This window comes from Amycolatopsis sp. NBC_00345, from assembly GCF_036116635.1.
In the GTDB taxonomy this organism is placed as follows: domain Bacteria; phylum Actinomycetota; class Actinomycetes; order Mycobacteriales; family Pseudonocardiaceae; genus Amycolatopsis.
This window is the reverse complement of the sequence record NZ_CP107995.1, coordinates 9,554,555-9,574,258: the sequence shown is the minus strand read 5'-3', so window position 1 is coordinate 9,574,258 and position 19,704 is coordinate 9,554,555. Positions and strand designations below refer to the sequence as shown.

At 71.9% G+C, this 19,704-nt stretch carries 23 protein-coding genes and 1 pseudogene; 12 read left to right on the top strand and 12 right to left on the bottom strand.

The genetic code is table 11. From position 1 onward, the window contains the following. The first annotated feature begins 91 nt into the window (after window positions 1-91). The 5 genes from OG943_RS43750 (at window position 92) to OG943_RS43730 (ending at window position 3,074) form a co-directional block, all read left to right on the top strand. Complete coding sequence (locus OG943_RS43750) at window positions 92-1,366, top strand: PepSY-associated TM helix domain-containing protein (RefSeq protein ID WP_328606739.1); 1,275 nt, start codon at window positions 92-94, stop codon at window positions 1,364-1,366. Further along, entirely contained in the window at window positions 1,363-1,719 is a 357-nt protein-coding gene (locus OG943_RS43745; RefSeq protein WP_328606738.1) for a hypothetical protein, read from the top strand. Before OG943_RS43750 ends, OG943_RS43745 begins: the two co-directional genes overlap by 4 nt. Window positions 1,720-1,852: 133 nt before the next feature. Further along, window positions 1,853-2,113 carry a hypothetical protein gene (locus OG943_RS43740; protein WP_328606737.1) on the top strand — a complete coding sequence of 87 codons (261 nt, stop codon included), beginning with the start codon at window positions 1,853-1,855 and terminating at the stop codon, window positions 2,111-2,113. A 161-nt stretch (window positions 2,114-2,274) separates the two neighbouring features. Further along, complete coding sequence (locus OG943_RS43735) at window positions 2,275-2,778, top strand: hypothetical protein (protein ID WP_328606736.1); 504 nt, start codon at window positions 2,275-2,277, stop codon at window positions 2,776-2,778. After that, on the top strand, window positions 2,775-3,074 hold the full coding sequence (locus OG943_RS43730; protein ID WP_328606735.1) for a winged helix-turn-helix domain-containing protein: 300 nt from the start codon (window positions 2,775-2,777) through the stop codon (window positions 3,072-3,074). Before OG943_RS43735 ends, OG943_RS43730 begins: the two co-directional genes overlap by 4 nt. 76 nt (window positions 3,075-3,150) lie before the next feature. Here OG943_RS43730 and OG943_RS43725 read toward each other — a convergent pair whose 3' ends face one another. From OG943_RS43725 to OG943_RS43690, 8 genes and pseudogenes are all read right to left on the bottom strand, one after another. Then, window positions 3,151-4,452: an RICIN domain-containing protein gene (locus OG943_RS43725; protein WP_328606734.1), complete on the bottom strand. Its 1,302-nt coding sequence runs from the start codon at window positions 4,450-4,452 to the stop codon at window positions 3,151-3,153. A gap of 215 nt (window positions 4,453-4,667) precedes the next feature. Beyond that, on the bottom strand, window positions 4,668-5,342 hold the full coding sequence (locus OG943_RS43720; RefSeq protein WP_328606733.1) for a CHAP domain-containing protein: 675 nt from the start codon (window positions 5,340-5,342) through the stop codon (window positions 4,668-4,670). A gap of 77 nt (window positions 5,343-5,419) precedes the next feature. Further along, a complete protein-coding gene (locus tag OG943_RS43715; protein WP_328606732.1) occupies window positions 5,420-5,929 on the bottom strand; it encodes a YbaB/EbfC family nucleoid-associated protein in 510 nt (169 codons plus the stop codon). Beyond that, complete coding sequence (locus OG943_RS43710; protein ID WP_328606731.1) at window positions 5,926-6,303, bottom strand: YbaB/EbfC family DNA-binding protein; 378 nt, start codon at window positions 6,301-6,303, stop codon at window positions 5,926-5,928. Before OG943_RS43710 ends, OG943_RS43715 begins: the two co-directional genes overlap by 4 nt. A 104-nt stretch (window positions 6,304-6,407) precedes the next feature. Next, window positions 6,408-7,503 (bottom strand): annotated as a pseudogene (locus OG943_RS43705) (C40 family peptidase). After that, window positions 7,500-7,814 (bottom strand): hypothetical protein, encoded by a 315-nt coding sequence (locus tag OG943_RS43700; protein WP_328606730.1) that lies wholly within the window; start codon window positions 7,812-7,814, stop codon window positions 7,500-7,502. The pseudogene OG943_RS43705 and the gene OG943_RS43700 overlap by 4 nt, the downstream one beginning before the upstream one ends. Before the next feature lie 95 nt (window positions 7,815-7,909). Then, window positions 7,910-8,722: a DsbA family protein gene (locus OG943_RS43695; protein ID WP_328606729.1), complete on the bottom strand. Its 813-nt coding sequence runs from the start codon at window positions 8,720-8,722 to the stop codon at window positions 7,910-7,912. Between the two features lie 6 nt (window positions 8,723-8,728). Then, window positions 8,729-9,256, bottom strand: a complete 528-nt coding sequence (locus tag OG943_RS43690) for a MauE/DoxX family redox-associated membrane protein (RefSeq protein ID WP_328612333.1) — start codon at window positions 9,254-9,256, stop codon at window positions 8,729-8,731. Window positions 9,257-9,343: 87 nt separating this feature from the next. Here OG943_RS43690 and OG943_RS43685 point away from each other — a divergent pair, with 87 nt between their 5' ends. The 4 genes from OG943_RS43685 (at window position 9,344) to OG943_RS43670 (ending at window position 14,396) form a co-directional block, all read left to right on the top strand. Continuing rightward, a complete protein-coding gene (locus tag OG943_RS43685) occupies window positions 9,344-10,174 on the top strand; it encodes a glutamate ABC transporter substrate-binding protein (RefSeq protein WP_328606728.1) in 831 nt (276 codons plus the stop codon). Beyond that, entirely contained in the window at window positions 10,171-12,600 is a 2,430-nt protein-coding gene (gene hrpB, locus OG943_RS43680) for an ATP-dependent helicase HrpB (protein ID WP_328606727.1), read from the top strand. Before OG943_RS43685 ends, hrpB begins: the two co-directional genes overlap by 4 nt. Before the next feature lie 105 nt (window positions 12,601-12,705). Beyond that, window positions 12,706-13,611, top strand: a complete 906-nt coding sequence (locus tag OG943_RS43675) for an ATP-binding cassette domain-containing protein (protein ID WP_328606726.1) — start codon at window positions 12,706-12,708, stop codon at window positions 13,609-13,611. Next, entirely contained in the window at window positions 13,608-14,396 is a 789-nt protein-coding gene (locus OG943_RS43670; protein ID WP_328606725.1) for an ABC transporter permease, read from the top strand. The genes OG943_RS43675 and OG943_RS43670 overlap by 4 nt, the downstream gene beginning before the upstream one ends. A gap of 90 nt (window positions 14,397-14,486) precedes the next feature. Here the strand turns inward: OG943_RS43670 and OG943_RS43665 are convergent, their stop codons facing one another. After that, on the bottom strand, window positions 14,487-14,987 hold the full coding sequence (locus OG943_RS43665) for a TetR/AcrR family transcriptional regulator (protein WP_442874846.1): 501 nt from the start codon (window positions 14,985-14,987) through the stop codon (window positions 14,487-14,489). Window positions 14,988-15,094: 107 nt separating this feature from the next. Here OG943_RS43665 and OG943_RS43660 point away from each other — a divergent pair, with 107 nt between their 5' ends. Then, complete coding sequence (locus tag OG943_RS43660; protein WP_328606723.1) at window positions 15,095-16,255, top strand: FAD-dependent monooxygenase; 1,161 nt, start codon at window positions 15,095-15,097, stop codon at window positions 16,253-16,255. Here OG943_RS43660 and OG943_RS43655 read toward each other — a convergent pair. Then, a complete protein-coding gene (locus OG943_RS43655; protein WP_328606722.1) occupies window positions 16,219-16,881 on the bottom strand; it encodes a response regulator transcription factor in 663 nt (220 codons plus the stop codon). The genes OG943_RS43660 and OG943_RS43655 overlap by 37 nt on opposite strands. Continuing rightward, on the bottom strand, window positions 16,878-18,467 hold the full coding sequence (locus OG943_RS43650) for a sensor histidine kinase (protein WP_328606721.1): 1,590 nt from the start codon (window positions 18,465-18,467) through the stop codon (window positions 16,878-16,880). Before OG943_RS43650 ends, OG943_RS43655 begins: the two co-directional genes overlap by 4 nt. 98 nt (window positions 18,468-18,565) lie before the next feature. Between OG943_RS43650 and OG943_RS43645 the strand changes: the two genes are divergently transcribed. Further along, the gene (locus OG943_RS43645) at window positions 18,566-18,775 is read left to right on the top strand and encodes a hypothetical protein (RefSeq protein ID WP_328606720.1); all 210 of its coding nucleotides are present in this window, start codon (window positions 18,566-18,568) and stop codon (window positions 18,773-18,775) included. Further along, complete coding sequence (locus OG943_RS43640; protein WP_328606719.1) at window positions 18,772-19,500, top strand: hypothetical protein; 729 nt, start codon at window positions 18,772-18,774, stop codon at window positions 19,498-19,500. Before OG943_RS43645 ends, OG943_RS43640 begins: the two co-directional genes overlap by 4 nt. Here the strand turns inward: OG943_RS43640 and OG943_RS43635 are convergent. Next, a complete protein-coding gene (locus OG943_RS43635) occupies window positions 19,482-19,703 on the bottom strand; it encodes a hypothetical protein (RefSeq protein WP_328606718.1) in 222 nt (73 codons plus the stop codon). The genes OG943_RS43640 and OG943_RS43635 overlap by 19 nt on opposite strands. Window position 19,704: the final 1 nt, after the last annotated feature.

Below are 19,704 nucleotides of genomic sequence, written 5' to 3'. Positions count from 1 at the left end.
CGCTGAGCGAGAAAGGCGCGTGGATCACAGGGACTTTACCTCGTCACGTAGGCAAGGCTAACCTCACTCTCGATCGAGAGTGAGGGGGACCATGACTACCGACGAGCTGACCCGCGCGGAACCGGTCCGCCTGGCCCGCAAAGGCAACTTCCGGCGGTGGCTGCACCGCAAGCCGGTACGGCGGGCGCTGATCGTGACGCACCGGTGGACGTCGCTCGTGCTCGGCCTGTTCCTGGTGCTGGAGACGACGTCCGGGGCGGTGCTGCTGTACCACGCGGAGTACTTCCGGGCGACGCACGGCGAGTTCTACCAGCACACCGACAGCTCGCACCCCGTCGGTTTCCAGCAGGCGCGCGACATCGTCGCGGCGGCCCACCCGGAGTTCTCCCCCGCGTGGGTCAGCGCCGACGGCGGGATCCTCGCCGTCGGTGACGCGGACTTCGCGCAGGCGTACGCCGTCGACCCCGGCACCGGGCGGATCAACGGCGAGGCCCGGATCGAAAACGGCGTGATGGGCTTCCTGGTGAACCTGCACGACTGCGGGCTGACCTGCGCGAACGACCCGGGTTACGTCTCGTGGCTGGCCGCGCCCGTGCCGTCGATCGGGATCGACTGGTCGCCGAGCATGAACTGGGGACTGCTGATCCTGGTGGTGCTCGGCCTGCTGATGGTGCTGCTGGCGCTGACCGGGATCGTCGTGTGGTGGCCCGGGTTCCGGCGGTTCTCGCACGGCTTCCGCGTCCGCACCGGCAAGGGCCGGTTCGCCCGAGACTTCGACCTGCACAACGTGATCGGCATCGCGACGGTGCCGTTTGTGCTGATGTGGGGCGTCACCGGCGCCGCGTTCTACCTGCCGCAGGCGAAGGACGCGTGGCTGGCCGTCACCGGCGGCGCGCCCGCCGACACAGCCAAGTACTCGTTCACCGCGAGCCCCGCCGCGCCGGGCACCCCCGAGATCGGGATCGACCGGGCGGCCGCCGCGGCCCTCGCCGTCACGCCCGGCGAAGTGCGTTACGTGACCGCCCCGCAGAGCGGGTACTACAACGTCTCGATCGCGAGCCCCGGCTACCAGCCGTACGGCGAGCGCGCCTTCTTCGGCGGCGACCACACGGTGTACGTCGACAGCCACGACGCGACGCATGTGTCCGATATGGACGGCAAACCGCAACCGGGCGCGAACACGTTCTACGACAGGGTCTTCGAGCCCGCCCACTTCGGCTGGCTGATCGGCCCCTGGTGGCGGATCGTGTGGTTCGTGCTCGGCTTGGCGCCCTTGGCGCTGATGCTCACCGGGCTGTCCACCTGGCTGTTCCGGACCGGCTCGAAACGCCGCCGCCGCAAGGCGAAACAGGCGACAGCAGCGTGATCGAGTCCCTCGCCTTCACCACCACGGTGGTCTGCGTGGCCGGCGGGCTCGTGGTGCTCGGCACCGGGCTCGCCGGCCGCTACCGTCGCCGCCGGGTACTGCCGGCCCTGGTCGTGATCGAGCTGGCGCTGCTCGTCCAGGCGGTCGCCGACGTGGCCGGCCTGCTCGGCGGCGACCACCCCGGCGAGCCCGGCACCCACCTGGCCTACCTCGTGACGTCGCTGGTGATCCTGCCCGCCGCGCTGGGCGCCGCCCCCGACGACGGCCGGTGGGCCGCGGTGCTGATCGCCATCGCGTTGCTGGTGCTGGCCGTGCTGGTGGTCCGGATGCAGACGACGTGGCGTCCGGCTTGAGCGCAAAGTCACCCAGAGACGTTCAGGCAGACCTCGGCTCAGCCGGTTGAAGCCCCCTGACCACGCTGGAAGAGTCGGCCTCACTCTCAGCGACCATTTCCGCTGGGCCGAGACGAACCCTCCGAGGAGACGAATGAGCATCTTGCGCAAGGCCGGGTCCGCCGGTCTTCTCGTGGCCGCCTCCGCGGCCGCCGCGGTGTTGTGCGGCGGCATCGCCAGCGCCGACGGCGGCGGCGCGAGCCCGCCGATCGAATACGGCTCGTACGGAGAATGCATGACGGCCGGCAACATCATGGCTCAGCAGGGACAGCTGCACGGCTTTCACTGCGAGACGCTGCGCGCGGCCCCGGCCGGTGTCGATCCCGGCGGCTGGCGCGTGATCGCCGACTACTGATCCACCCGGGCGTGAAGACCCGAAGCGAACGCGGCGCGGCCTGATTGAGGCCGCGCCGCGTTCGTCGGTGGGCAGCCGCGACCACCGCCCGCGCGACTACTTGCCTAATCGGAAAGAAGTGAGTACTTTCCAAGTAGGCAAGTAGTCAAAGGGAGGCAGTCATGAACCAGCAGGACGAGCGGCAGCAGGCAGCGGAGGCGCTGGCGTCGGTCCGCGCGCACCAGGAGCAGACCCGGCGGGCGGCGCGCCTGCCGTGGTGGGTTTACGCGGTGATGTTCGTGGTGGCCGCCGGGGGCTCGGCCGCCAACGACTTCATCTCGCTCAGCGGCGCCAAACTGGTCGCGGTACTGGTCATCGTCGCGCTGGTCGTGGTGTTCGTGGCCAGCCGCTACGAGCGGTCGTCGCTGCTCGGCAGGATGCGCGGGGTGCAGCAACGGCAGCCGTTCGTCCCGTGGGTCTTCGGGGTCGTGCTGGCCATCGGGGTACTGGGTGCGTGGCTGATCGCCCAGTACGGCACCGATTTCGCCGGCAGCCTGGCCGGCGCGGTCGGGCTGCGCGACTACCCGAACACCGTGGTCGGCGTGGTCTACGGCGCCGCGTTCACCGCGCTGTTCGCGCTGGGCCAGTCGCTGGTCGCGGCGTCGCAGCGGCGCCCGAACGCATGACCGCACCGCAACTGGACCGCCTGTTGTCGGACCCGACGCGGCTGGCCATCATGTCGGTGCTCTGCGCGGCCGAGTGGTGCGACTTCGCCTTCCTGCGCGACGGAGTGTCCCTTTCGGACTCCGCACTGTCCAAACAGCTGGCGACACTGAAAAAAGCCGAGTACATCGAGCAGCGCCGGACCTACCTCGGCCGGGTGCCCAAGACCTCGGTCCAGGCCACCGCCGAAGGGCGGGAACGGTTCCTGGAGCACGTCGAGGCGTTGCGAATGATCGTCGAGCGAGCCCCGAACCGTTGAGAAAGTCCGTTAAGGCCTCCTTACCCGCGTCGGACGCGGGTAAGGAGGCCTTAACGGCTTTTGACCCAAGAACTCGTCACGCCACGTGGAACGACTGCGCCGCACCACCGTTGCAGGCCGACTGGACCAGCTGGACACTGTCCGCCGTCGAGCCGCCGGGCACGGTCAGGCACTTTCCGCTGTTACGGGCCACGAAGTGGTAGTACCCGGCACCCTCGGAGACCGGCTGCCACTGCTGGTTGGTCCCGCCGCTGTAAGCCCACAGCTGCAGTCCGGCGTTGTCCGTGGTGGCCACATTGGACACGTCGATGACCTGCGCCGGATTGGTCCGGTTGTTCACCCGGGTGAACCCGGCGCTGGTCGGCTGGAACTGGAACTGCTGCGCGTTCGAGGCGTTGCACGTGTACTGCTGGATCACGGTGCCGTTGGCCGAGGCCGCGGAGCGCGCGTCGACGCACTTGCCGTTGGCCTTGTTCACCACCGGGTACCACGCGGTCGGCGAGATGCCGCCCGCCGGCGGGGTGCCGCCGTCACTCGAGGCGCCGCCCAGCCAGCGCAGGCCGTCGAGGATGAACTTGTTCTGGTCGGCGCTCTCGAAGGTCGACGACAGCGCGGTGTTGGTGTCGTAGTTCATCTTGTTGTGGCCGAAGTTCGCGTAGATCATCTTGTAGTTCTTGTTCGTCCACATGATCGGGTAGTACCCGCTGTACCAGGTCTGGTTCGGGTCGTCGCCCACCGGGAAGGTCGACGGGTCGAGCGAGGCCAGGATCGAAATGTTCGGGTTCTGCCGCAGGTCGTTCTGCCAGGAGTACCACTCACTGACCGAGGACTGGATGGTCGCGGGCAGGTTCACCGTGGACGGGTGCGTGCGGTTCTCGATCTTCAGCGTTTCGGCGGTCGGGCCCCAGCTGTTGGAGACGAACCGGCCGGTGCCGAGGAAGTCGTTGTGGAACCAGTTCGCGTACGACGGTGTGGAGTCGTCGTTGTACGCCGTCACGTGGAACCCGAAGAACGCGCCGCCCGCGTTCATGTACCGCTGGAAACCCTCGAACTGCGCCTGCGACTGCGGCTGGTCGTCGTAGAACATCACCACCTGGTACTGGTCCGGCGTGATGCTGGTGAGCTGGTCCCAGTTGGTGGTGGAGGAATAGCTGAAGCCGTTGGCCGCCGCCTGCTGGGGGAACCAGACGTTGGCCTCCTTCTCGAAGCTGATGTGCGCGGCGTCGTACGTGCCGCTGTAGAACGCGAGCACCTTGAACGGCGTCGCCGCGGTGGCGTGTGGAGTGAGGGCCGGCGAGCCGAACGCGAGGCCGAGGCAGGCGGCGAAAAACGCCAATGCCTTGCCCACGAGCCCGAACGGGCGTCGTTTGACGGACATGGGGAACCTTCCGGTGGGGGCGGGGAGGCAAGTGAGCATCACCGGAAGCGGCAGGAGTACCGCTTCCGGTGGCCGAAAGGGACCCGCGCGGGCCGCTGGCCGGCGCCGCGCATTCGGGTTCTCTTCGACGAGAAACCAAACTTCACGTCTTGAATTAACGCACAGTTCCCCACGGTGGTCCAGACCTCACCGAGCCCGCGTACCGGTCACCGGGATTACCGGCCGGGCACCACGTGCAGCACCGCACTGATCCGGTCCATGGTCGTCACCCGGATGTCGTAAGCCAGCGGCGTGACCCAGTTGTACTCCTCAACCGTGACCGTTTTCCCTTGCACAGCACTGATGTACGCCACGTGCCCGCTCTCCCACTGCGCCACGGCGCCGGGCACGGGCACGCGGTCGACGCGGTAGCCGAGCTTGCGCGCGTTGTCGTCCCAGTCGACGGCGTTGCCCCAGTGGCCGGGAATCCCGTTGTGCCACTGGAAGTTGTGGAAGTACCCGAGCGTCTGCTCCAGCCGCCACGCGACGAACGACGTGCACTGGCCGCGGTAGAACGCCCACCTGTCAACGTTGTCGGCACCGGCCGTCCGGTACGGGTAGTCGTCGCCGGCGGGGTACGCGCCGGTCCCCTCGCACTCGGGCGCGGCGGTCACCGTCTTGAGTTGCGCTGCCGGGACCCAGCCGCCACTGCTCAGCCGTGCCCAGCCGTCATTACCGTCGACCGGTTCGGCGCGCACCGTGCAGACGGCCGCGGCTCGATCGTCGAGCGCCCCGGCCGCGGCGGGGAACACGGTGCCGGGCCCGGTCCGGGCGCTCACGCTCGCGGCGGCCGCCGGAGGCGCGCAGACACCGGCCAGGAGGAGTACGGCGGAGACGATCTTCGTTCGCATGCCCGGATTTTCGCCTCACCCGGCCCGAACCCGCCTCCGCAGCCAGCCGTTCGGGTTCGCCTGGAGTGGTGATCTCCTCAGCGGTCCGAACGCAGGGAGGCCGGGTCGAACGTGGTCCAGTCGTCGTCCGCTGAAACGTCCGCGACGGGCGTCGCACTGGAGGCAGCGACGGTCCGCTCCCCCAGCCGTTCCGCACGCTGGCGCTGGAACTCCTCGACGGTCATGCCCGGGTCGTCGTCCTCGGCGCGGGCCGGGGCGGGCACGCCGGAAAGCTGTTCGACCAGCTCGGTCATCTCCGCGCCGAGCAGCAGCGCGACCTTGTTGTAGCTGTCCTGCGCCGCCTCGGTCATGGCGGCGGAGGTGACGTCGATGATCAGCGCGGAAAGCCGTGACGGATCGGCGTTGATCACCGACGGCGCGAGCCACAGCCGGTGCAGCGAGCCGAGCGCGTCCACGGTGACCTCGACCGTGCCGTCGGGCGCGTGCGCGGTGCCGCGGGCCTGCGCCATCAGCGCGGAAACCTGGGTCAGCGCGGCTTCGCGGGACCGCGCCTGCTCGATCAGCGCGCGGGTGCTGAGCGCGTTCACGGCATCTCCGGGCGGTCGTCGTAGTAGTCAGGGTCGTCTTCAGCCAGCGGCTCGTAGCCCAGTGACGTGAGCTGCGCGGGCTCCAGCACCGGCGCGAGCACCTGGTGCATCCGGTCGCCCGCCCGCCGCTGCGCGCGGTGGGCCAGCTCGACGATCTGCGCGGCCAGCGCCTCGGAACCCGAACGCAACGCGGACCGCGAGAGCGTCAGCCCCGTCAGCAAACCGCCGGGGGCGACCTCCACCGCCACGTCACCAACCTCCGCCTTGCCCACCACGGGACCGGACCGGGCGAACCGCGCGGCCGCGTCCGCCCCGGCACGCTCGGCCTGTTCGGCGACACGCGCCGCGGCCAGGTCGACGTCGAACTCAGCCATACTCTGCCTTTCAGTTGCTGATCCGACTACAGCCACGGCGGAAACGGTTCCCGTGAGCAGGTCGGCTGCGGACCGTTCCGCCTGCTTCCGGTCGGATCAGCAACTCATCCCGTCGGCCGGTAGAACCCGATGAACTGCTGGCCCGCGTTGGTGGTGCGGATCTTGCTGACCTGCACCGGGTCGCCGGCCTCGACCAGCTGCCCGTCGCCGATCACCATCGCCACGTGCCCGGACCAGACCACGAGGTCGCCGGGCAGCAGCTGGTCCATCGAGGGCACCTCGGCGCCCACGGTCTGCTGCTTGGCCGTCCTCGGCAGCTGCAGGCCCGCGTCCTGGTACGAGGTCATGGTCAGCCCGCTGCAGTCGAGGCCCTGGCCGCGGGCGGTGCCGCCCCACACGTACGGCACGCCGAGCTGGGAAAGGGCCGCGCGCACGGCCTTGGCCGCCGTCTCGTTCGGCGCCATCACGGATTTGCCGCCGGGCAGGTTGATGCCGACCCCGCTGCCCGGCTGCGGCGGGACCGCGACCGGCAGCCGCGGCTTCGTGACGGACCCGCCGCCGCTGTCGCCACCGCCGCCGCCCGCGTGGGAACCGTTGCTGTTGAACGATTCCGGCACGTGACTCGAAGACGCGCTGCTCGTGCTGGTCGAGTCCGAACCGCCGAGCTGCCGGCCAAGATCGGTGAGCTGGTTGATCGTCTGCTCGGAGAAGGTGGCCGCCTGCCCGGTGAGCTGCCCGATCTTCGTCTGCAGGTCCATCAGGATCCGGCGTGAGGCCGCGGCCCGGCTCTCCGGCGGCTGGATCCCGTTCACCGCCGCGAGCGCCTTCATCGACGCCGCGATCTCCTTGACGATCTGGTCAGAGAACCTGGTCGTTCTTGATCTCGCCGACGTGCAGCGCCTCGGCCGCTCCGGCCACGGCGCGTTCGATCTCCGCGCTCTCGTCCAGCAGGTCCTGGACTTCCTTCTCCAGGCCCTGCGACGTCGCGGTGGCTCGGTCGGCGGTCTGCCCGGAGCTGGCGTTCGCCAGGTTCACGCGCTGGGCGCCGGCGTGGTCGTTGGCCTGGCCGACGGACGTCTGCAGCGCCACGTGCCCGTCTCGCGCGCCGTTGATCGCCGCCGGGTCGTGGCGGAGCTTGCCGGCGAACTGATTCGTGGTGTCGAGCCCGCTGCGGACGACCTGGTCGACGTGAGTGGTCACGAGAATCTGCGCACGGCGCCGGAGTGCTCGTCCTCGACGGCCGCGTAGTTGGCCTGTGTCCGCCGGGAAGCGTCGCCGACCTGGCGCCAGCCGCCGCCGACGCCGTGCAGCCGCTCCCGCAACGCGCTCATCCGCGCGGAGTACGCGCCGGCGAAACCGGACTCGTGCCCCATCGCCGAAAACCCGTCACCGGCCAGCGTCACGTGGGGGCCGACGTGCTTCTCGGCCGCGTCCCGGACGTCGTCGCCGAGTGGGTCGACCTGCCGTGCGAACCGCTCGTACGCACCGTCTTCAACGTGAAAACCGGACACAACCCGCCCTCCCCTCCAGCCGTAGGGCCAGGTTAGCGGACGGGTTGTGCCCGGACAGGCGAAATGACCGGATCAGGCGGTGCTGCCCGGTCAGGTCAGGAGGCGGTGCCGTTCAGCACGTTGGTCAGCCAGTCGCCCGAGGCCGAGATGGCCTTGCCGTTGATCGCGATGGTCGGCGTGCCGAAACCGTGCTGGCCGCCCGGGAAGTCCTGGGCCAGGTTCGGGTCGTTCTCCGCCTGCTGGAACGCGGTCTGCAGCTGCGCGTCGTAGGTGCCGGCGTTGACCGTCTGGGCGAACTTCAGGCCGGTGATGCCGACGTCCTGGCCGAGCTTGATCAGCTGCGCCTTGTCGTAGCCGCGCTGGCCCTCCTCGGGCTGGTTCTTGAACAGCGCGTCGTGGAAGGCGGTGAACTTCTGCTCGTCGGCCGCGGCCAGCGCCGCGTTCGCCGACTCGAGCGAGTAGCCCGGCGGGTCCGAACGGTCGTTCAGCAGCGTCAGCATGTGGTAACGCACGGTGAGCTGGCCGTTGTTGATCGCCTGCTCCATCCTCGGCCCGTAGTCCTTCTGCAGCTGGCCGCAGTACGGGCAGAGGAAGTCGGCGTAGAGGTCGATGGTCTTCGCCGCGCCGGGCTTGCCGACCGACACGACGGCGCCGTCGCGCTTCTCCACCACACCGGCGGCGAGCGTCGGGGTCGCGCCGGGCTGGATCGCGGTGCCCGCCGTCGAGTTCTTGTTCGAGTTGATCCAGATCACGCCGCCGATCACCAGCGCGGCGAGGACCACGACCGCGGCCACGATGATCGCGACCTTCTTCGGGTCGCCGCCGGCCGTGCCCCTGGCTTGCGCGACCGACCTGGCCGCCTGCGCCTGCTGCCGGTTCTTCCGAGCGCTCCGCGCTGCTCCACCCATCAGTTCCTATTTCCCTTCAGCGATGCTCGTGGAGTAGTCGTCGGCGGGACCGGCGGAGTTCCCGCTCCCGGTGACCTTCTCCCGGCCCCACCCGAGCCATCCGTCGAGTGAGAACCACGTGCGCGGGCGGACGATCAGCCAGACCGCCAGCAGCGCGAACCCGGTGTCGCGCAGGATCTCCTGCGGGTATTCGGTCTGCCCGGCCGCCACGCTCCCGCCGCCGCCGAAACAGCCGCAGTCGATGCTCAGCCCGCGCGCCCACGACTGCGCGATGCCCGCGATCAGCACGGCCAGCAGCACCAGCGCGGCCCAGGCCACGTAACGCGTGGCGAGGCCGGCGAGCAGCAGCAGGCCGAGGACCAGTTCGAGCAGCGGCAGCGCCGTGGCGACGGGGCCGACCAGCGCGTGCGGCAGCACGTCGTACGCCTGCACGGCGATGTAGGTCTGCCCTGGATCCACCAGTTTGATGCCGCCCGAAACGAGCCATACGGCCGCCAGTCCGAGCCGGGCCAGCGTGCCGATGGTGTCGAGCACGGGTTGGGGCAGTCTTCGCACAGGCTTAGGCTAACCGCCGGACCTGAGAACTTTGTGAGTTGGTCACCGATCGCGAACGGAGGCGGCATGCGAGCTCGTACCCTGTTCGCTGCCGCATTGCTGCTGGTCACGTGCGTGGCGTGCGGGCCGGGAGAGGTCACCGCGAGTGACCCGTTGGTGAAACGGGCCAGTGACGGCAACCACCTGACCATCGGCATCCGCTTCGACGCGCCCGGCCTCTCGCAGCGCACGATCGACGGCCGCTTCATCGGTTTCGACGTCGATGTCGCCGAGTACGTGGCCGGCAAGCTGGGCGTCGACCCGCAGCACATCACCTGGCACGAGACGACCCCGGCCACCCGCGAATCGGACATCACGTCGGGCGCGGTGGACCTGATCGTGGGGACCTATTCGATCACCGACAAGCGCAAGCAGCTGGTGTCGTTCGCCGGGCCGTACTTCATCACCGGGCAGGACCTGCTGGTGCGGCTGAACTCGACGGACATCACCGGCCCGGAGACCCTCAACGGCCGTCGCCTGTGCTCGGTCACCGGCTCGACCCCGGCGCAGATGGTGCGGGACAAGTTCGCGCAGGCCGTGCAGCTGGTCGAGTACCCGCGGTACCCGGACTGCGTCACGGCGCTGCTCGCGAACCAGGTCGACGCCGTGACGACGGACGCGGTGATCCTCGCCGGCTACGCCGCGCAGGACCCGGAGCTGCTGCGCGTGGTCGGGAAGCCGTTCTCGACCGAGCGCTACGGCATCGGCCTGCGCAAGGGCGACACCGAGAGCCAGCACGCGATCGACGACGCCATCCGCGACATGGTCTCCAGCGGCGCGTGGCTGAGGTCGCTGCAGGCCAACATCGGCCCGTCGAACTACCCGCTGCCGCCGCCACCGGAGATCACCGAGCGGTGACGATCCCCCCTCCCGAGCAGCTGCCGGACCTGCCCGTCCGCGCGGTGCTGCCGTCGCTGCTGGCGGCGCTCGACGCCCACGGCACCGCTGTGCTCGTGGCGCCGCCGGGCACGGGCAAGACGACGCTGGTGCCGCTCGCGCTCGCCGGTTCCCCCGGCCGGGTCGTCGTGGCCGAACCACGTCGGCTCGCTGCCAGGGCCGCGGCCACGCGGATGGCCGGGCTGCTGGGCGAGCCGGTCGGCGAGACCGTGGGGTACGCCGTGCGCGGCGACCGGAAGGTGTCCTCGCGCACGCGGATCGAGGTGGTCACGTCGGGCCTGCTCGTGCGGCGGGTGCAGAACGACCCGGAGCTGCCCGGGGTGTCGACGGTGCTGCTCGACGAGTGCCACGAACGCCACCTCGACGCCGACCTGCTGCTCGCCCTGCTCCTCGACGTCCGCGCGGGCCTGCGCGACGACCTGCGGCTGCTGGCGACCTCGGCGACCGTCGCGGCCGGGCGGCTCGCCGAGCTGCTGGGCGACGCGCCGGTGATCACGGCCGAGGCCCGCACGTACCCCGTGACGGTTTCCTACCGCGCGCCCACCCGCGGCGAGCGGCCCGAGGCGGCGGTGGCCGGCGCGGTCCGGCGCGCACTGTCCGAAGGGGACGGTGACGTGCTCGCGTTCCTCCCCGGCGCCGGGGAGATCGCGCGGACCGCGAACCTTCTGTCCACACTGGACGCCGACGTCCTGCCCCTGCACGGCCGCCTCACCCCCGCCCGCCAGGACGACGCGCTGCGGCCGCGATCCCGGCGTCGCGTGGTGCTGTCGACGGCCGTGGCGGAGTCGAGCCTGACCGTGCCGGGGGTGCGGGCCGTCGTGGACTCCGGGCTCGCGCGGGTCCCCCGCGTCGACCACCGGCGCGGCCTGCCGGGCCTGGCGACGGTGCGGGTGTCGGCGGCCGTGGCCGAGCAGCGGGCCGGTCGCGCGGGCCGCGAGGCGCCGGGCCGCGCGTACCGCTGCTGGGCAGAGCACGAGCAGGGGACGCTGCCCGCGTACCCCGAGCCGGAGATCCGCACCGCGGAGCTGGCGCGGTTCGCGCTGGAGCTGGCCTGTTGGTCCACTCCGGACGGCAGCGCGCTGTCGTGGTGGGACCCGCCGGGGGAAGGCGCGCTCGCGGCGGCGCGCACGTTGCTCGTGACGCTGGGCGCCACCACTGCCGACGGTGAAGTCACCACCCGCGGCCGCCGCATGGCCGACCTCGGCCTGCACCCGCGGCTGGCCCGCGCCCTGCTCGACGGCGCCGCGGAGACCGGGCCGCGCTTCGCCGCGGAGGTGGTCGCCCTGCTGGACGCGGGCGCGACGCTGACCGACGTCGAAGCCGAGCTGCGAAGGCTGCGGTCCGCGACCGACGAGGGCGCCCGGCGCTGGAAAACCGAGTCCCGCCGGCTGGCGAACCTCGTGCGTAGCCCGGAGCGGAACGGAAAGCCAGACGCGGCACTGGTTGTCGCCCTCGCCCACCCGGAACGGCTGGCGCGGCGGCGGTCCGGCACCGCGCCGGTGTACCTGATGGCCGGCGGCACCGCGGCCGAGCTGCCCGCCGGGAGCGGGCTGGGCGACGTCGAATGGCTGGCCGTCGGGGAGGCCACGCGGGATCCCGGGCGGGTCCACGGCACGATCCGGCTCGCCGCGGCGGCCGACTCCGCGCTGGCCGTGCGCGCGGCGCCCAACTTGGTGTCCGAAGTAGACGAAGTGGCCTGGGACGGCGACGTGGTGGCCCGCCACGTCCGGAAGCTGGGCGCGATCACGCTGTCCTCCAAGCCGTTGCGCTCGCCGGACCCGAAGCTCGTGCGCGAGGCACTGGTGACCGGCCTGCGCGACGAGGGCCTCGGCCTGCTCCGCTGGACCACCGACGGCGCCCGGCTGCGCGAGCGGATGGCGTTCCTGCACCGCGTGCTGGGCGAGCCGTGGCCCGACGTCGGCGACCACGCGCTGCTGTCCACTCTGGACACCTGGCTGGACGTCTCCCGCGCCCGCCGCCGCGCGGACCTCGCCACCCTGGACGCGGGCGCGGCCCTGCGCGGCCTGCTCCCGTGGCCCGACGCCGCCCGGCTGGACGAGCTGGCCCCGGACCGGCTGGAGGTCCCGTCGGGCTCCCACCCGCGCGTCGACTACAGCGGCGACCAGCCCGTGCTCGCGGTGAAGCTGCAGGAGACCTTCGGCTGGCGCGCCACCCCGAAGCTCGCCGACGGCCGGGTCCCGGTGCTGCTGCACCTGCTCTCCCCCGCGGGCCGCCCGGCCGCCGTGACCGCGGACCTGGAGTCCTTCTGGCACAACGGCTACCCGGCCGTCCGGGCCGACCTGCGCGGCCGTTACCCGAAACACCCGTGGCCGGAGGACCCCGCCACCGCCGCCCCGACGCGGCACACCACGCGCCGCGCCCGCTGAGCCGCCCCTGCCGAAAGTCGGGGGTCATCCGGACCGCTCGGCCGATGTCCGCGGGGCACCGCGGGCCCCAGACTCGATCGCAGACGGGGATCGAGGAGGACGAACATGATCACGCTTCGAGGTTTGACGAAGCGCTACGGGGAGAAAACGGTGGTGGACGCGCTGACGTTCGTCGTCGCGCCCGGCGCCGTGACCGGGTTCCTGGGGCCGAACGGCTCGGGGAAGTCGACCACCATGCGGATGGTGATCGGGCTGGACCGGCCGAACGCCGGCGACGTGCTGGTGGGCGGCAAGCCGTACGCCGAGCTGCGGCACCCGCTGCGGGAGGTCGGCGCGCTGCTCGACGCCAAGTCGCTGCACCCGGGCCGCAGCGCGGGCAAGCACCTCACCGCGATGGCGCGCAGCAACGGAATCCCGGTGAGCCGCGTCGAGGAGGTGCTCGCGACCGTCGGGCTCACCGACGTCGCGGGCAAGCGGGTGGGGCAGTTCTCGCTGGGCATGAGCCAGCGGCTGGGGGTCGCGGGCGCGCTGCTGGGCGACCCGGGGGTGCTGATGTTCGACGAGCCGGTGAACGGCCTCGACCCGGACGGCGTGCGCTGGGTGCGCCAGCTGATGCGCTCGCTCGCCGACGAGGGCCGGACCGTGTTCGTGTCCAGTCACCTGATGAGCGAGATGCAGCTGACCGCGAGCCGGCTCGTGGTGATCGGCAAGGGAAAGCTGCTCGCCGACGCGCCCGTCGACGAGTTCATCGCCGGCAACTCCACCAGCTTCGTCTCCGTCCACGTGCCCGTGCCCGCGGAGCGCGAGGCGCTGGCCGCACGACTGGGCCCGGCCGCGCGGCCGGGTGAGCCCGGCGAACTGCTGGTGGACGGCGTCTCGGTCGGCCAGGTCGGCGACCTGGCGCACGAGCTCGGCGTGCGGCTGCACGGCCTGGCTGCGCGGACGGCGTCGCTGGAACAGGCGTACATGGAACTGACCGCTTCGTCGGTCGAATACGGGGTGACGGCATGACCACGACGGAAACAGTCCGGGGCGGGGGCTTCAGCGGCGCGGTCGCGTCGGAGTGGACCAAGCTCTGGTCCGTGCGCGCCACCTGGTGGTGCCTTTCCGGCGGGCTGCTGATGATGCTGCTCTACAGCGGCGTCTCCGGTCTTTCCCAGCGGCTCGACTACAACCGCCCGGAAGCCGCGCACAGCATGGTGGCGGCCGGGGCGATCTACCTGACCGAGTTCTTCGTGATCGCGGTGGCGACGCTGTTCGTCACCAGCGAGTACGCGAACGGCGGGATCCGTTCGACGCTGCAGTGGGTGCCGGTCCGCCACCACGTCCCGGCGGCGAAGGCCGCGGTGCTGGCGCCGGCGCTGTTCGCGTACGGCGTGGTGGTCGCGCTGGCCGGGATGGGGCTGTCCGGGCTGCTGATGGGGAGCCACGGCCTGCCGACGTCCTTCGGCACGGGCCTGCTCACCGCGGTCGGGATGGGCGTGTTCTTCGCGCTGCTCGGGGTGTTGAGCATGGGCATCGGGTTCGCGTTGCGCAGCGCGGCGGGGACCATCGTGACGGTGATGGTGCTGCTCCTGCCGTTGCCGATGCTGCTTTCGTCGTACGTCTCGGCGGGGATGATGAACTACTTCCCCGCGTTCTCCGGCCTCAACGCGATGACACCCCCGGACACGGAGAGCCCGCTGTTCGGCGGCCTGCCCCCGTACAGCATGGGGGTGGGCATGCTGATCAGCCTGCTCTGGGCGGTGGCGGGACTGCTGGCCGGCACCGCGGTGCTGCGGCGCCGCGACGCCTGAAGTCCGTTAAGGCCTCCTTACCCGCGCCGAGTCCCTGAAGGCCACCATGAGGGCATATCCGACCCTCATGGTGGCCTTCAGGGCGCGCGCTCACGAGTTCCGGGGCGGCAACCCCAGGCCTGCCAACAGTTCCCGCGCGCTCTCGGTCAGCTCGTCCAGTCCGGGCGGGGCGAGCGAGCCCGTGCCCGCCAGCGCGTCGAAGATCGACCCGTCCAGCCAGCCGATCAGGACCCGCGTGTGCCGGGCCGGCGCCGGGGAGCCCACGGCCAGGAGGATTTCCTCGCAGCGGCGCCGCAGCCGGAGGCCACCGCGGTCGTAGGCGGCCCGCAGCTCCGGGCGGCGCACGGCCTCCAGCGCGAACTCGTACCGCGCGAGCATCCGCGTGCGCCCCTCGGTGATCGACTGGTGGACCGCCGCGGCAAGGAATTCGGCCAGCTGCCCGGCCGGCGGGTCCAGTTCGGCGCTGTCCAGCTCCACCATTCGCGAGACGGCCAGCTCCAGCAGCGCGGCCCGCGTGCGCGCGTAGTACGACGTGGAGCCGGCCGGCAGGCCCGCGGCCCGGTCGACGGCCCGGTGCGTCAGCCCGCGCATGCCCTCGGCCGCGATCACCTCGATGGCCGCGTCGCCGATCACCCCGATTCGCTCCACCCGGCCACTCTACAAGTGTAGAGTCCTCTACATCTGTAGAGGAGGGTGTCATGGCACAACGGCACGCCGTGGTGGTCGGCGGCGGCATCGGCGGGCTGAGCGCGGCGATCGGGCTCCACCGCGTCGGCTGGCGGGTGACCGTGTACGAGCGCGCCGCCGCGTTCGACGCGATCGGCGCCGGAATCTCGTTGTGGCCCAACGCCCAGCGCGCGCTGGGCGAGCTGGGCGTGCACCCGCCGCTGGCCCCGCAGCGCGGCGGCGGCCTGCGCACCGCGCGCGGACGACGGCTGGCGCGCTGGGACGCGGCGGCGTTCGAACGCCGAAACGGCCTGCCCCTCGGCGTGGTCCACCGCGCCGACCTGATCGAAACGCTGTGCGCCGAGCTGCCCGCGTCGAGCCTGCGTGCGGGGGTCACCGTCACGTCCGTCTCGCCGGACGGCCTTGTCCGCCACGACGGCGGAGAGGTGCGCGCCGACCTCGTGGTCGCCGCCGACGGCATCCGCAGCCCGGTGCGGCAGGCGTTCTGGCCGTCGTCACGGCTGGCCTACAGCGGCGGCACGGCGTTCCGCGGCGTCGCCCGGCTGCCGGAACCGCAGCAGCTCAGCACAACGTGGGCGCGCGGCACCGAGGTCGGCGTGCTGCCGCTGCTCGACGGCCGCGTCTACTGGTGGGTCTCCGAAGCTGTCCCCGAGGGCATCCGGCACGCCGACGCGCGCGCCTACCTGAGCGCCGCGTACGCCGGCTGGCACGCCCCGATCCCCGCGTTGATCGCGTCGACGCCGGAAATCCTGCACCACGACGTGTTCCAGCTGGCCACCCCGCTGCCCACTTTCACGCGCGGCCGGGTGGCGCTCCTCGGCGACGCCGCGCACGCCATGCCCCCGTTCCTCGGCCAGGGCGGCTGCCAGGCGATCGAGGACGCCGTGGTCCTGGCCGCCGCGATGTCCACTTCGGACACTGTGGCGGCGGCACTGACCCGTTACGACGCGGAACGCCGCCCACGCAGCCAGCACGTCGCCCAGGCCTCGATCCGCGCCGGCGCCGCCGGTCCGCTGCTGCGCAACCGCGTGGCGCTGGCCATCCGCAACAGCGTGCTGCGCCTGGCGCCGAGTTCCGTGACCTCGATGGTCGGCGGCGACATCAACGCGTGGTCACCGCCCAGCCTGCCGCAGCCTCAGGCCTCGGAGCCGCCCACCAACCCCGCTTCGTAGGCCGTGATCGCCGCCTGCACCCGGTTACGCACGCCCAGCCGGGTCAGGATCGTGCTCACGTGGGCCTTGACCGTGCCTTCCACCACGTACATCCGCGCGGCGATGTCCGCATTGGACAGTCCGCCGCCCAGCAGCGTCAGTACTTCGCGCTCGCGCACCGTCAGCGCCTCGATGCGTTCCCGCGCGGCGACGCCCCGGCTGAGCTGCCCGCCGGAAAGCCGGGAGATGACGCGGTGCGCCACCTTCGGCGAGAGGAACGCCGCCCCGTCCGCGACGGCCCGGACCCCCGCCAGCAGCTCGCGCGGGTCCCCCGACTTCAACAGGAAACCGCTCGCGCCGAGGCCGAGCGCGCGTTCGATGTAGGCGTCCTCACCGAAGGTCGTCAGCATGATCACGCCCGTTTCCGGCAGCAGGCGGCGGATCTCCTCGGCCGCGGCGAGGCCGTCGAGCACCGGCATGCGGATGTCGAGGAGCACCACGTCGGGCCGGGTCGCCAGCGCCTGCTCGACGGCCGCGCGCCCGTCGCCCACCTCGGCCACCACCTCGATGCCCTCACCGGTGGCGAGGATCGCGGCGACCCCCGCGCGGATCATGGCCTCGTCGTCGGCCAGCAGCACCCTGGTCACCGTCGGTCCTCACTGTAGTAGTCCTTCGCCACCAGCCGGCCGTTCACGAAGCACAGCCGGTACGCGGCATAGTCGTCGTTCGTCCAGCTGCGGCCGGTCCCGTAGTACTCGCAGTTCGCCCCCGGCGCCCCCGACCCCGGCGGCACCGGCGGCTCCCCGGTCACCGGCAGCGCGATCCGCTGCCGCGCGGGCAGCAGCCCGGCGAACGACTCCCTGGCCGCCCCGATCCGCAGCTGCTCGTAGGCGCTCGCCGGCAGCACGGACTCGTTCCACTGCACCAGGAACACCAGCCCGCCCCCGCCGAGCACCACGCCGAACATCAGCACCGGGATCACTATCGCCTGCACCAGGCTGCGCCGCACGTCCCGGCGCGCCAGCTCCAGCTCCCGTGCGGAGTTCGACGGCCCGACCACGGCCTCGTCCGCGTCCCGGCTCTCCGCCGTCTCCTCGACCGGCGCCGCGTCGTGCGGCAGCTTCGCCACCAGCTCGTACCCACGAGCGCGCGGACCGGCCTGCAACGTCCCGCCGACCAGCCGCACCCGTTCCCGCAGGCCGATCAGGCCACGCCGTCCCGACTTCCCGGGCAGCGGGCCCGCGGGCGCCGCGGCGTTCAGCACGCGGACTTCCGTGGCGTCCGCCGAGCTCAGCACCCGCACCGTCACGGCGGCGCCCGGCGCGTGCTTCGCGACGTTGGTCAGCGCCTCCTGCAGCACGCGGTACGCCGCGCGCGCCACCATCGGCGGCGCGGCCACGACATCGTCCACTTGCGACTGGATCAGCAGCCCCGACGCGCGCGCCCGGTCGACCAGCTCGCCCAGGTCGCCCTGCACCGGCTCCACCGGCGCCGCGTCCTCGCGCAGCACGCCGATGATCTCGCGCAGCCGCTCGGTCGCCGTCGCCGCGCTTTCCCGCAGCTCACCCGCGGCCGTGCGCTGCGGCTCGTCCAGCCCGCCCGCGACTTCCAGCGCGGCGGCCCGCACCGCGATCAGGCTCAGCTCGTGGCCGAGCGAGTCGTGCATGTCGCTGGCGATCCGCGCGCGCTCCCGCAGCCGCGCCTGGTCGGCGACGAGCCGCTGGCGGTTCTCCATCTCCGCGGCCAGCCGCCAGCCCGTGCGCGAGAGCGCCCCGCGCGTCCGCACGAACCGGCCGAGCAGCCACGGCGTCACGGCCGCGAACGCCATCACCCCGAGCATCCCCGCCCAGGCCTCCAGCCCGGTGTGGGGCAGCACCAGCGCCACCGGCAGCCCGGCGAGGACGATCGCGCCGCACGTCACGCCCACCCGCCACACCCGCGTGGTCCGCAGACCAGCGCGGTAGGCCATGGTGAGCATGAAGAAGACCTCCCACACCGCCACCCGCCCGCCCCAGCCGACGGCGATCAGCACCGCCGTGGACATCGTCACGGCGAGCGAGACCGTCGGGTACCGGCGCAGGGTCGCGCTGGCCACGGTGACCGCGACCAGCCCGCCGAACAGCTCCCAGCGGTTCGGGTTGTTCGAGGCGTCGATCACCACCAGCAGCGAGAGCAGCAGCCAGACCACGACGTCCAGCACCACCCCGCGCACGCGCCTGGCCGCCTCCTTCATGCGCCAGACGCTACAAGCGCGACCGGCGGCGTCACCACTGCCGAAAGTCAACCCCGCTCGCTCTGCGCCACCGCGGCCCTGGGGCATGATGGGTGACCATGGCCGAGCGCACACTCGCCGAGCAACTCGGCGGCCCCCTCCCCGAAGGCATCGAAGCCCTGCCCGAGGAGCAGAAGCGGGATCTCGCCGAGGTACTGCGCGACGCCCGGCACCGGCAGGCCAAGGCCCTCGGCGAAGCGGGCGAGGAAGGCCTCCGGTACGTGCCGGCGCTGCTGCGCGGGGCGGTCCGCAAGGTGGTCGGGCTGTGAACCCGGAGATCCTCAAGCTCGCGCGGGTGCTCGGCGTCGAGCCCGAGCGGCTGGCCTACCTGGCCGAAGTGGACGTCGCCGACCTGCGGCTGTTCCGCGAGCAGGCGACCACCACGCTGTTCGACGCGAACCTCGTGGTGCTGGAGCGAATGGCGCTGGCCAGCCGGCTGCTGCCCGCGCCGCTGATCGCGAAGATCGCGGAGAAGGTGTTCGGCCCGCTGCTGTGCGCGAGGATCGCCGGGCTGGTCGATGTCTCACGCGGCGTCGACGTCGCGAAGCGGCTGCCGCCGAGGTTCCTCGCCGAGGTGGCGGCCGAGCTGGACCCGCGGCGCGCGACGTCGATCATCACGCGCATCCCGATCGACACCGTGCTGGCGGTCGCGCGGGAGCTGACGCGGCGGCAGGACTGGATCACGCTGGGCCGGTTCGTCGGGCACCTGCCGGACCCGACCGTGCGGCGCAGCCTCAGCCTGCTCGACGACGCGGCGCTGTTGCGCACCGCGTACGTGCTCGACGACAAGACGCGCATCGACCACGTGATGGGGCTGCTGCCCGAAGGCCGCCTGCCCGGCCTGATCCGCGCGGCCGCGGCCGACGAGACGCTGTGGGAGCCCGCCCTCGACGTGCTGTCCCACCTGGGCGAGGCCCGCCGGGCCGCGGTGCTGCCGCTGCTCGACGAGCTGCCCGAAGGCCTGCGCGCCCGCGCTCAGGCCACGATGAGGTAGATCCCGTAGGCGACCACCGCCGCGCACACGGCGAAGCAGACGACCGAGCCGGTCAGCTGCACGGTGCCCGTGCCGCCCTGCTCCCGCGCCGAGTCACGCTCGGACAGCCCGCGGATGCCGTAGGCGAACAGCGTGGTCAGCCCCACGGCGGCGACCAGCGCGACGACGAAGACCAGGCCGAGTGCGCCCCAGTCGATGTTCATG

Bases quoted from the DNA above. Each gene is read 5' to 3' on its own strand.
- OG943_RS43750 (WP_328606739.1), top strand. From the start codon at position 92: ATGACTACCGACGAGCTGACCCGCGCGGAACCGGTCCGCCTGGCCCGC.
- OG943_RS43740 (WP_328606737.1), top strand. From the start codon at position 1,853: ATGAGCATCTTGCGCAAGGCCGGGTCCGCCGGTCTTCTCGTGGCCGCC.
- OG943_RS43735 (WP_328606736.1), top strand. From the start codon at position 2,275: ATGAACCAGCAGGACGAGCGGCAGCAGGCAGCGGAGGCGCTGGCGTCG.
- OG943_RS43730 (WP_328606735.1), top strand. From the start codon at position 2,775: ATGACCGCACCGCAACTGGACCGCCTGTTGTCGGACCCGACGCGGCTG.
- OG943_RS43725 (WP_328606734.1), bottom strand. From the start codon at position 4,452: ATGTCCGTCAAACGACGCCCGTTCGGGCTCGTGGGCAAGGCATTGGCG.
- OG943_RS43720 (WP_328606733.1), bottom strand. From the start codon at position 5,342: ATGCGAACGAAGATCGTCTCCGCCGTACTCCTCCTGGCCGGTGTCTGC.
- OG943_RS43710 (WP_328606731.1), bottom strand. From the start codon at position 6,303: ATGGCTGAGTTCGACGTCGACCTGGCCGCGGCGCGTGTCGCCGAACAG.
- OG943_RS43695 (WP_328606729.1), bottom strand. From the start codon at position 8,722: ATGGGTGGAGCAGCGCGGAGCGCTCGGAAGAACCGGCAGCAGGCGCAG.
- OG943_RS43685 (WP_328606728.1), top strand. From the start codon at position 9,344: ATGCGAGCTCGTACCCTGTTCGCTGCCGCATTGCTGCTGGTCACGTGC.
- OG943_RS43675 (WP_328606726.1), top strand. From the start codon at position 12,706: ATGATCACGCTTCGAGGTTTGACGAAGCGCTACGGGGAGAAAACGGTG.
- OG943_RS43670 (WP_328606725.1), top strand. From the start codon at position 13,608: ATGACCACGACGGAAACAGTCCGGGGCGGGGGCTTCAGCGGCGCGGTC.
- OG943_RS43665 (WP_442874846.1), bottom strand. From the start codon at position 14,987: ATGCGCGGGCTGACGCACCGGGCCGTCGACCGGGCCGCGGGCCTGCCG.
- OG943_RS43660 (WP_328606723.1), top strand. From the start codon at position 15,095: ATGGCACAACGGCACGCCGTGGTGGTCGGCGGCGGCATCGGCGGGCTG.
- OG943_RS43650 (WP_328606721.1), bottom strand. From the start codon at position 18,467: ATGAAGGAGGCGGCCAGGCGCGTGCGCGGGGTGGTGCTGGACGTCGTG.
- OG943_RS43645 (WP_328606720.1), top strand. From the start codon at position 18,566: ATGGCCGAGCGCACACTCGCCGAGCAACTCGGCGGCCCCCTCCCCGAA.
- OG943_RS43635 (WP_328606718.1), bottom strand. From the start codon at position 19,703: ATGAACATCGACTGGGGCGCACTCGGCCTGGTCTTCGTCGTCGCGCTG.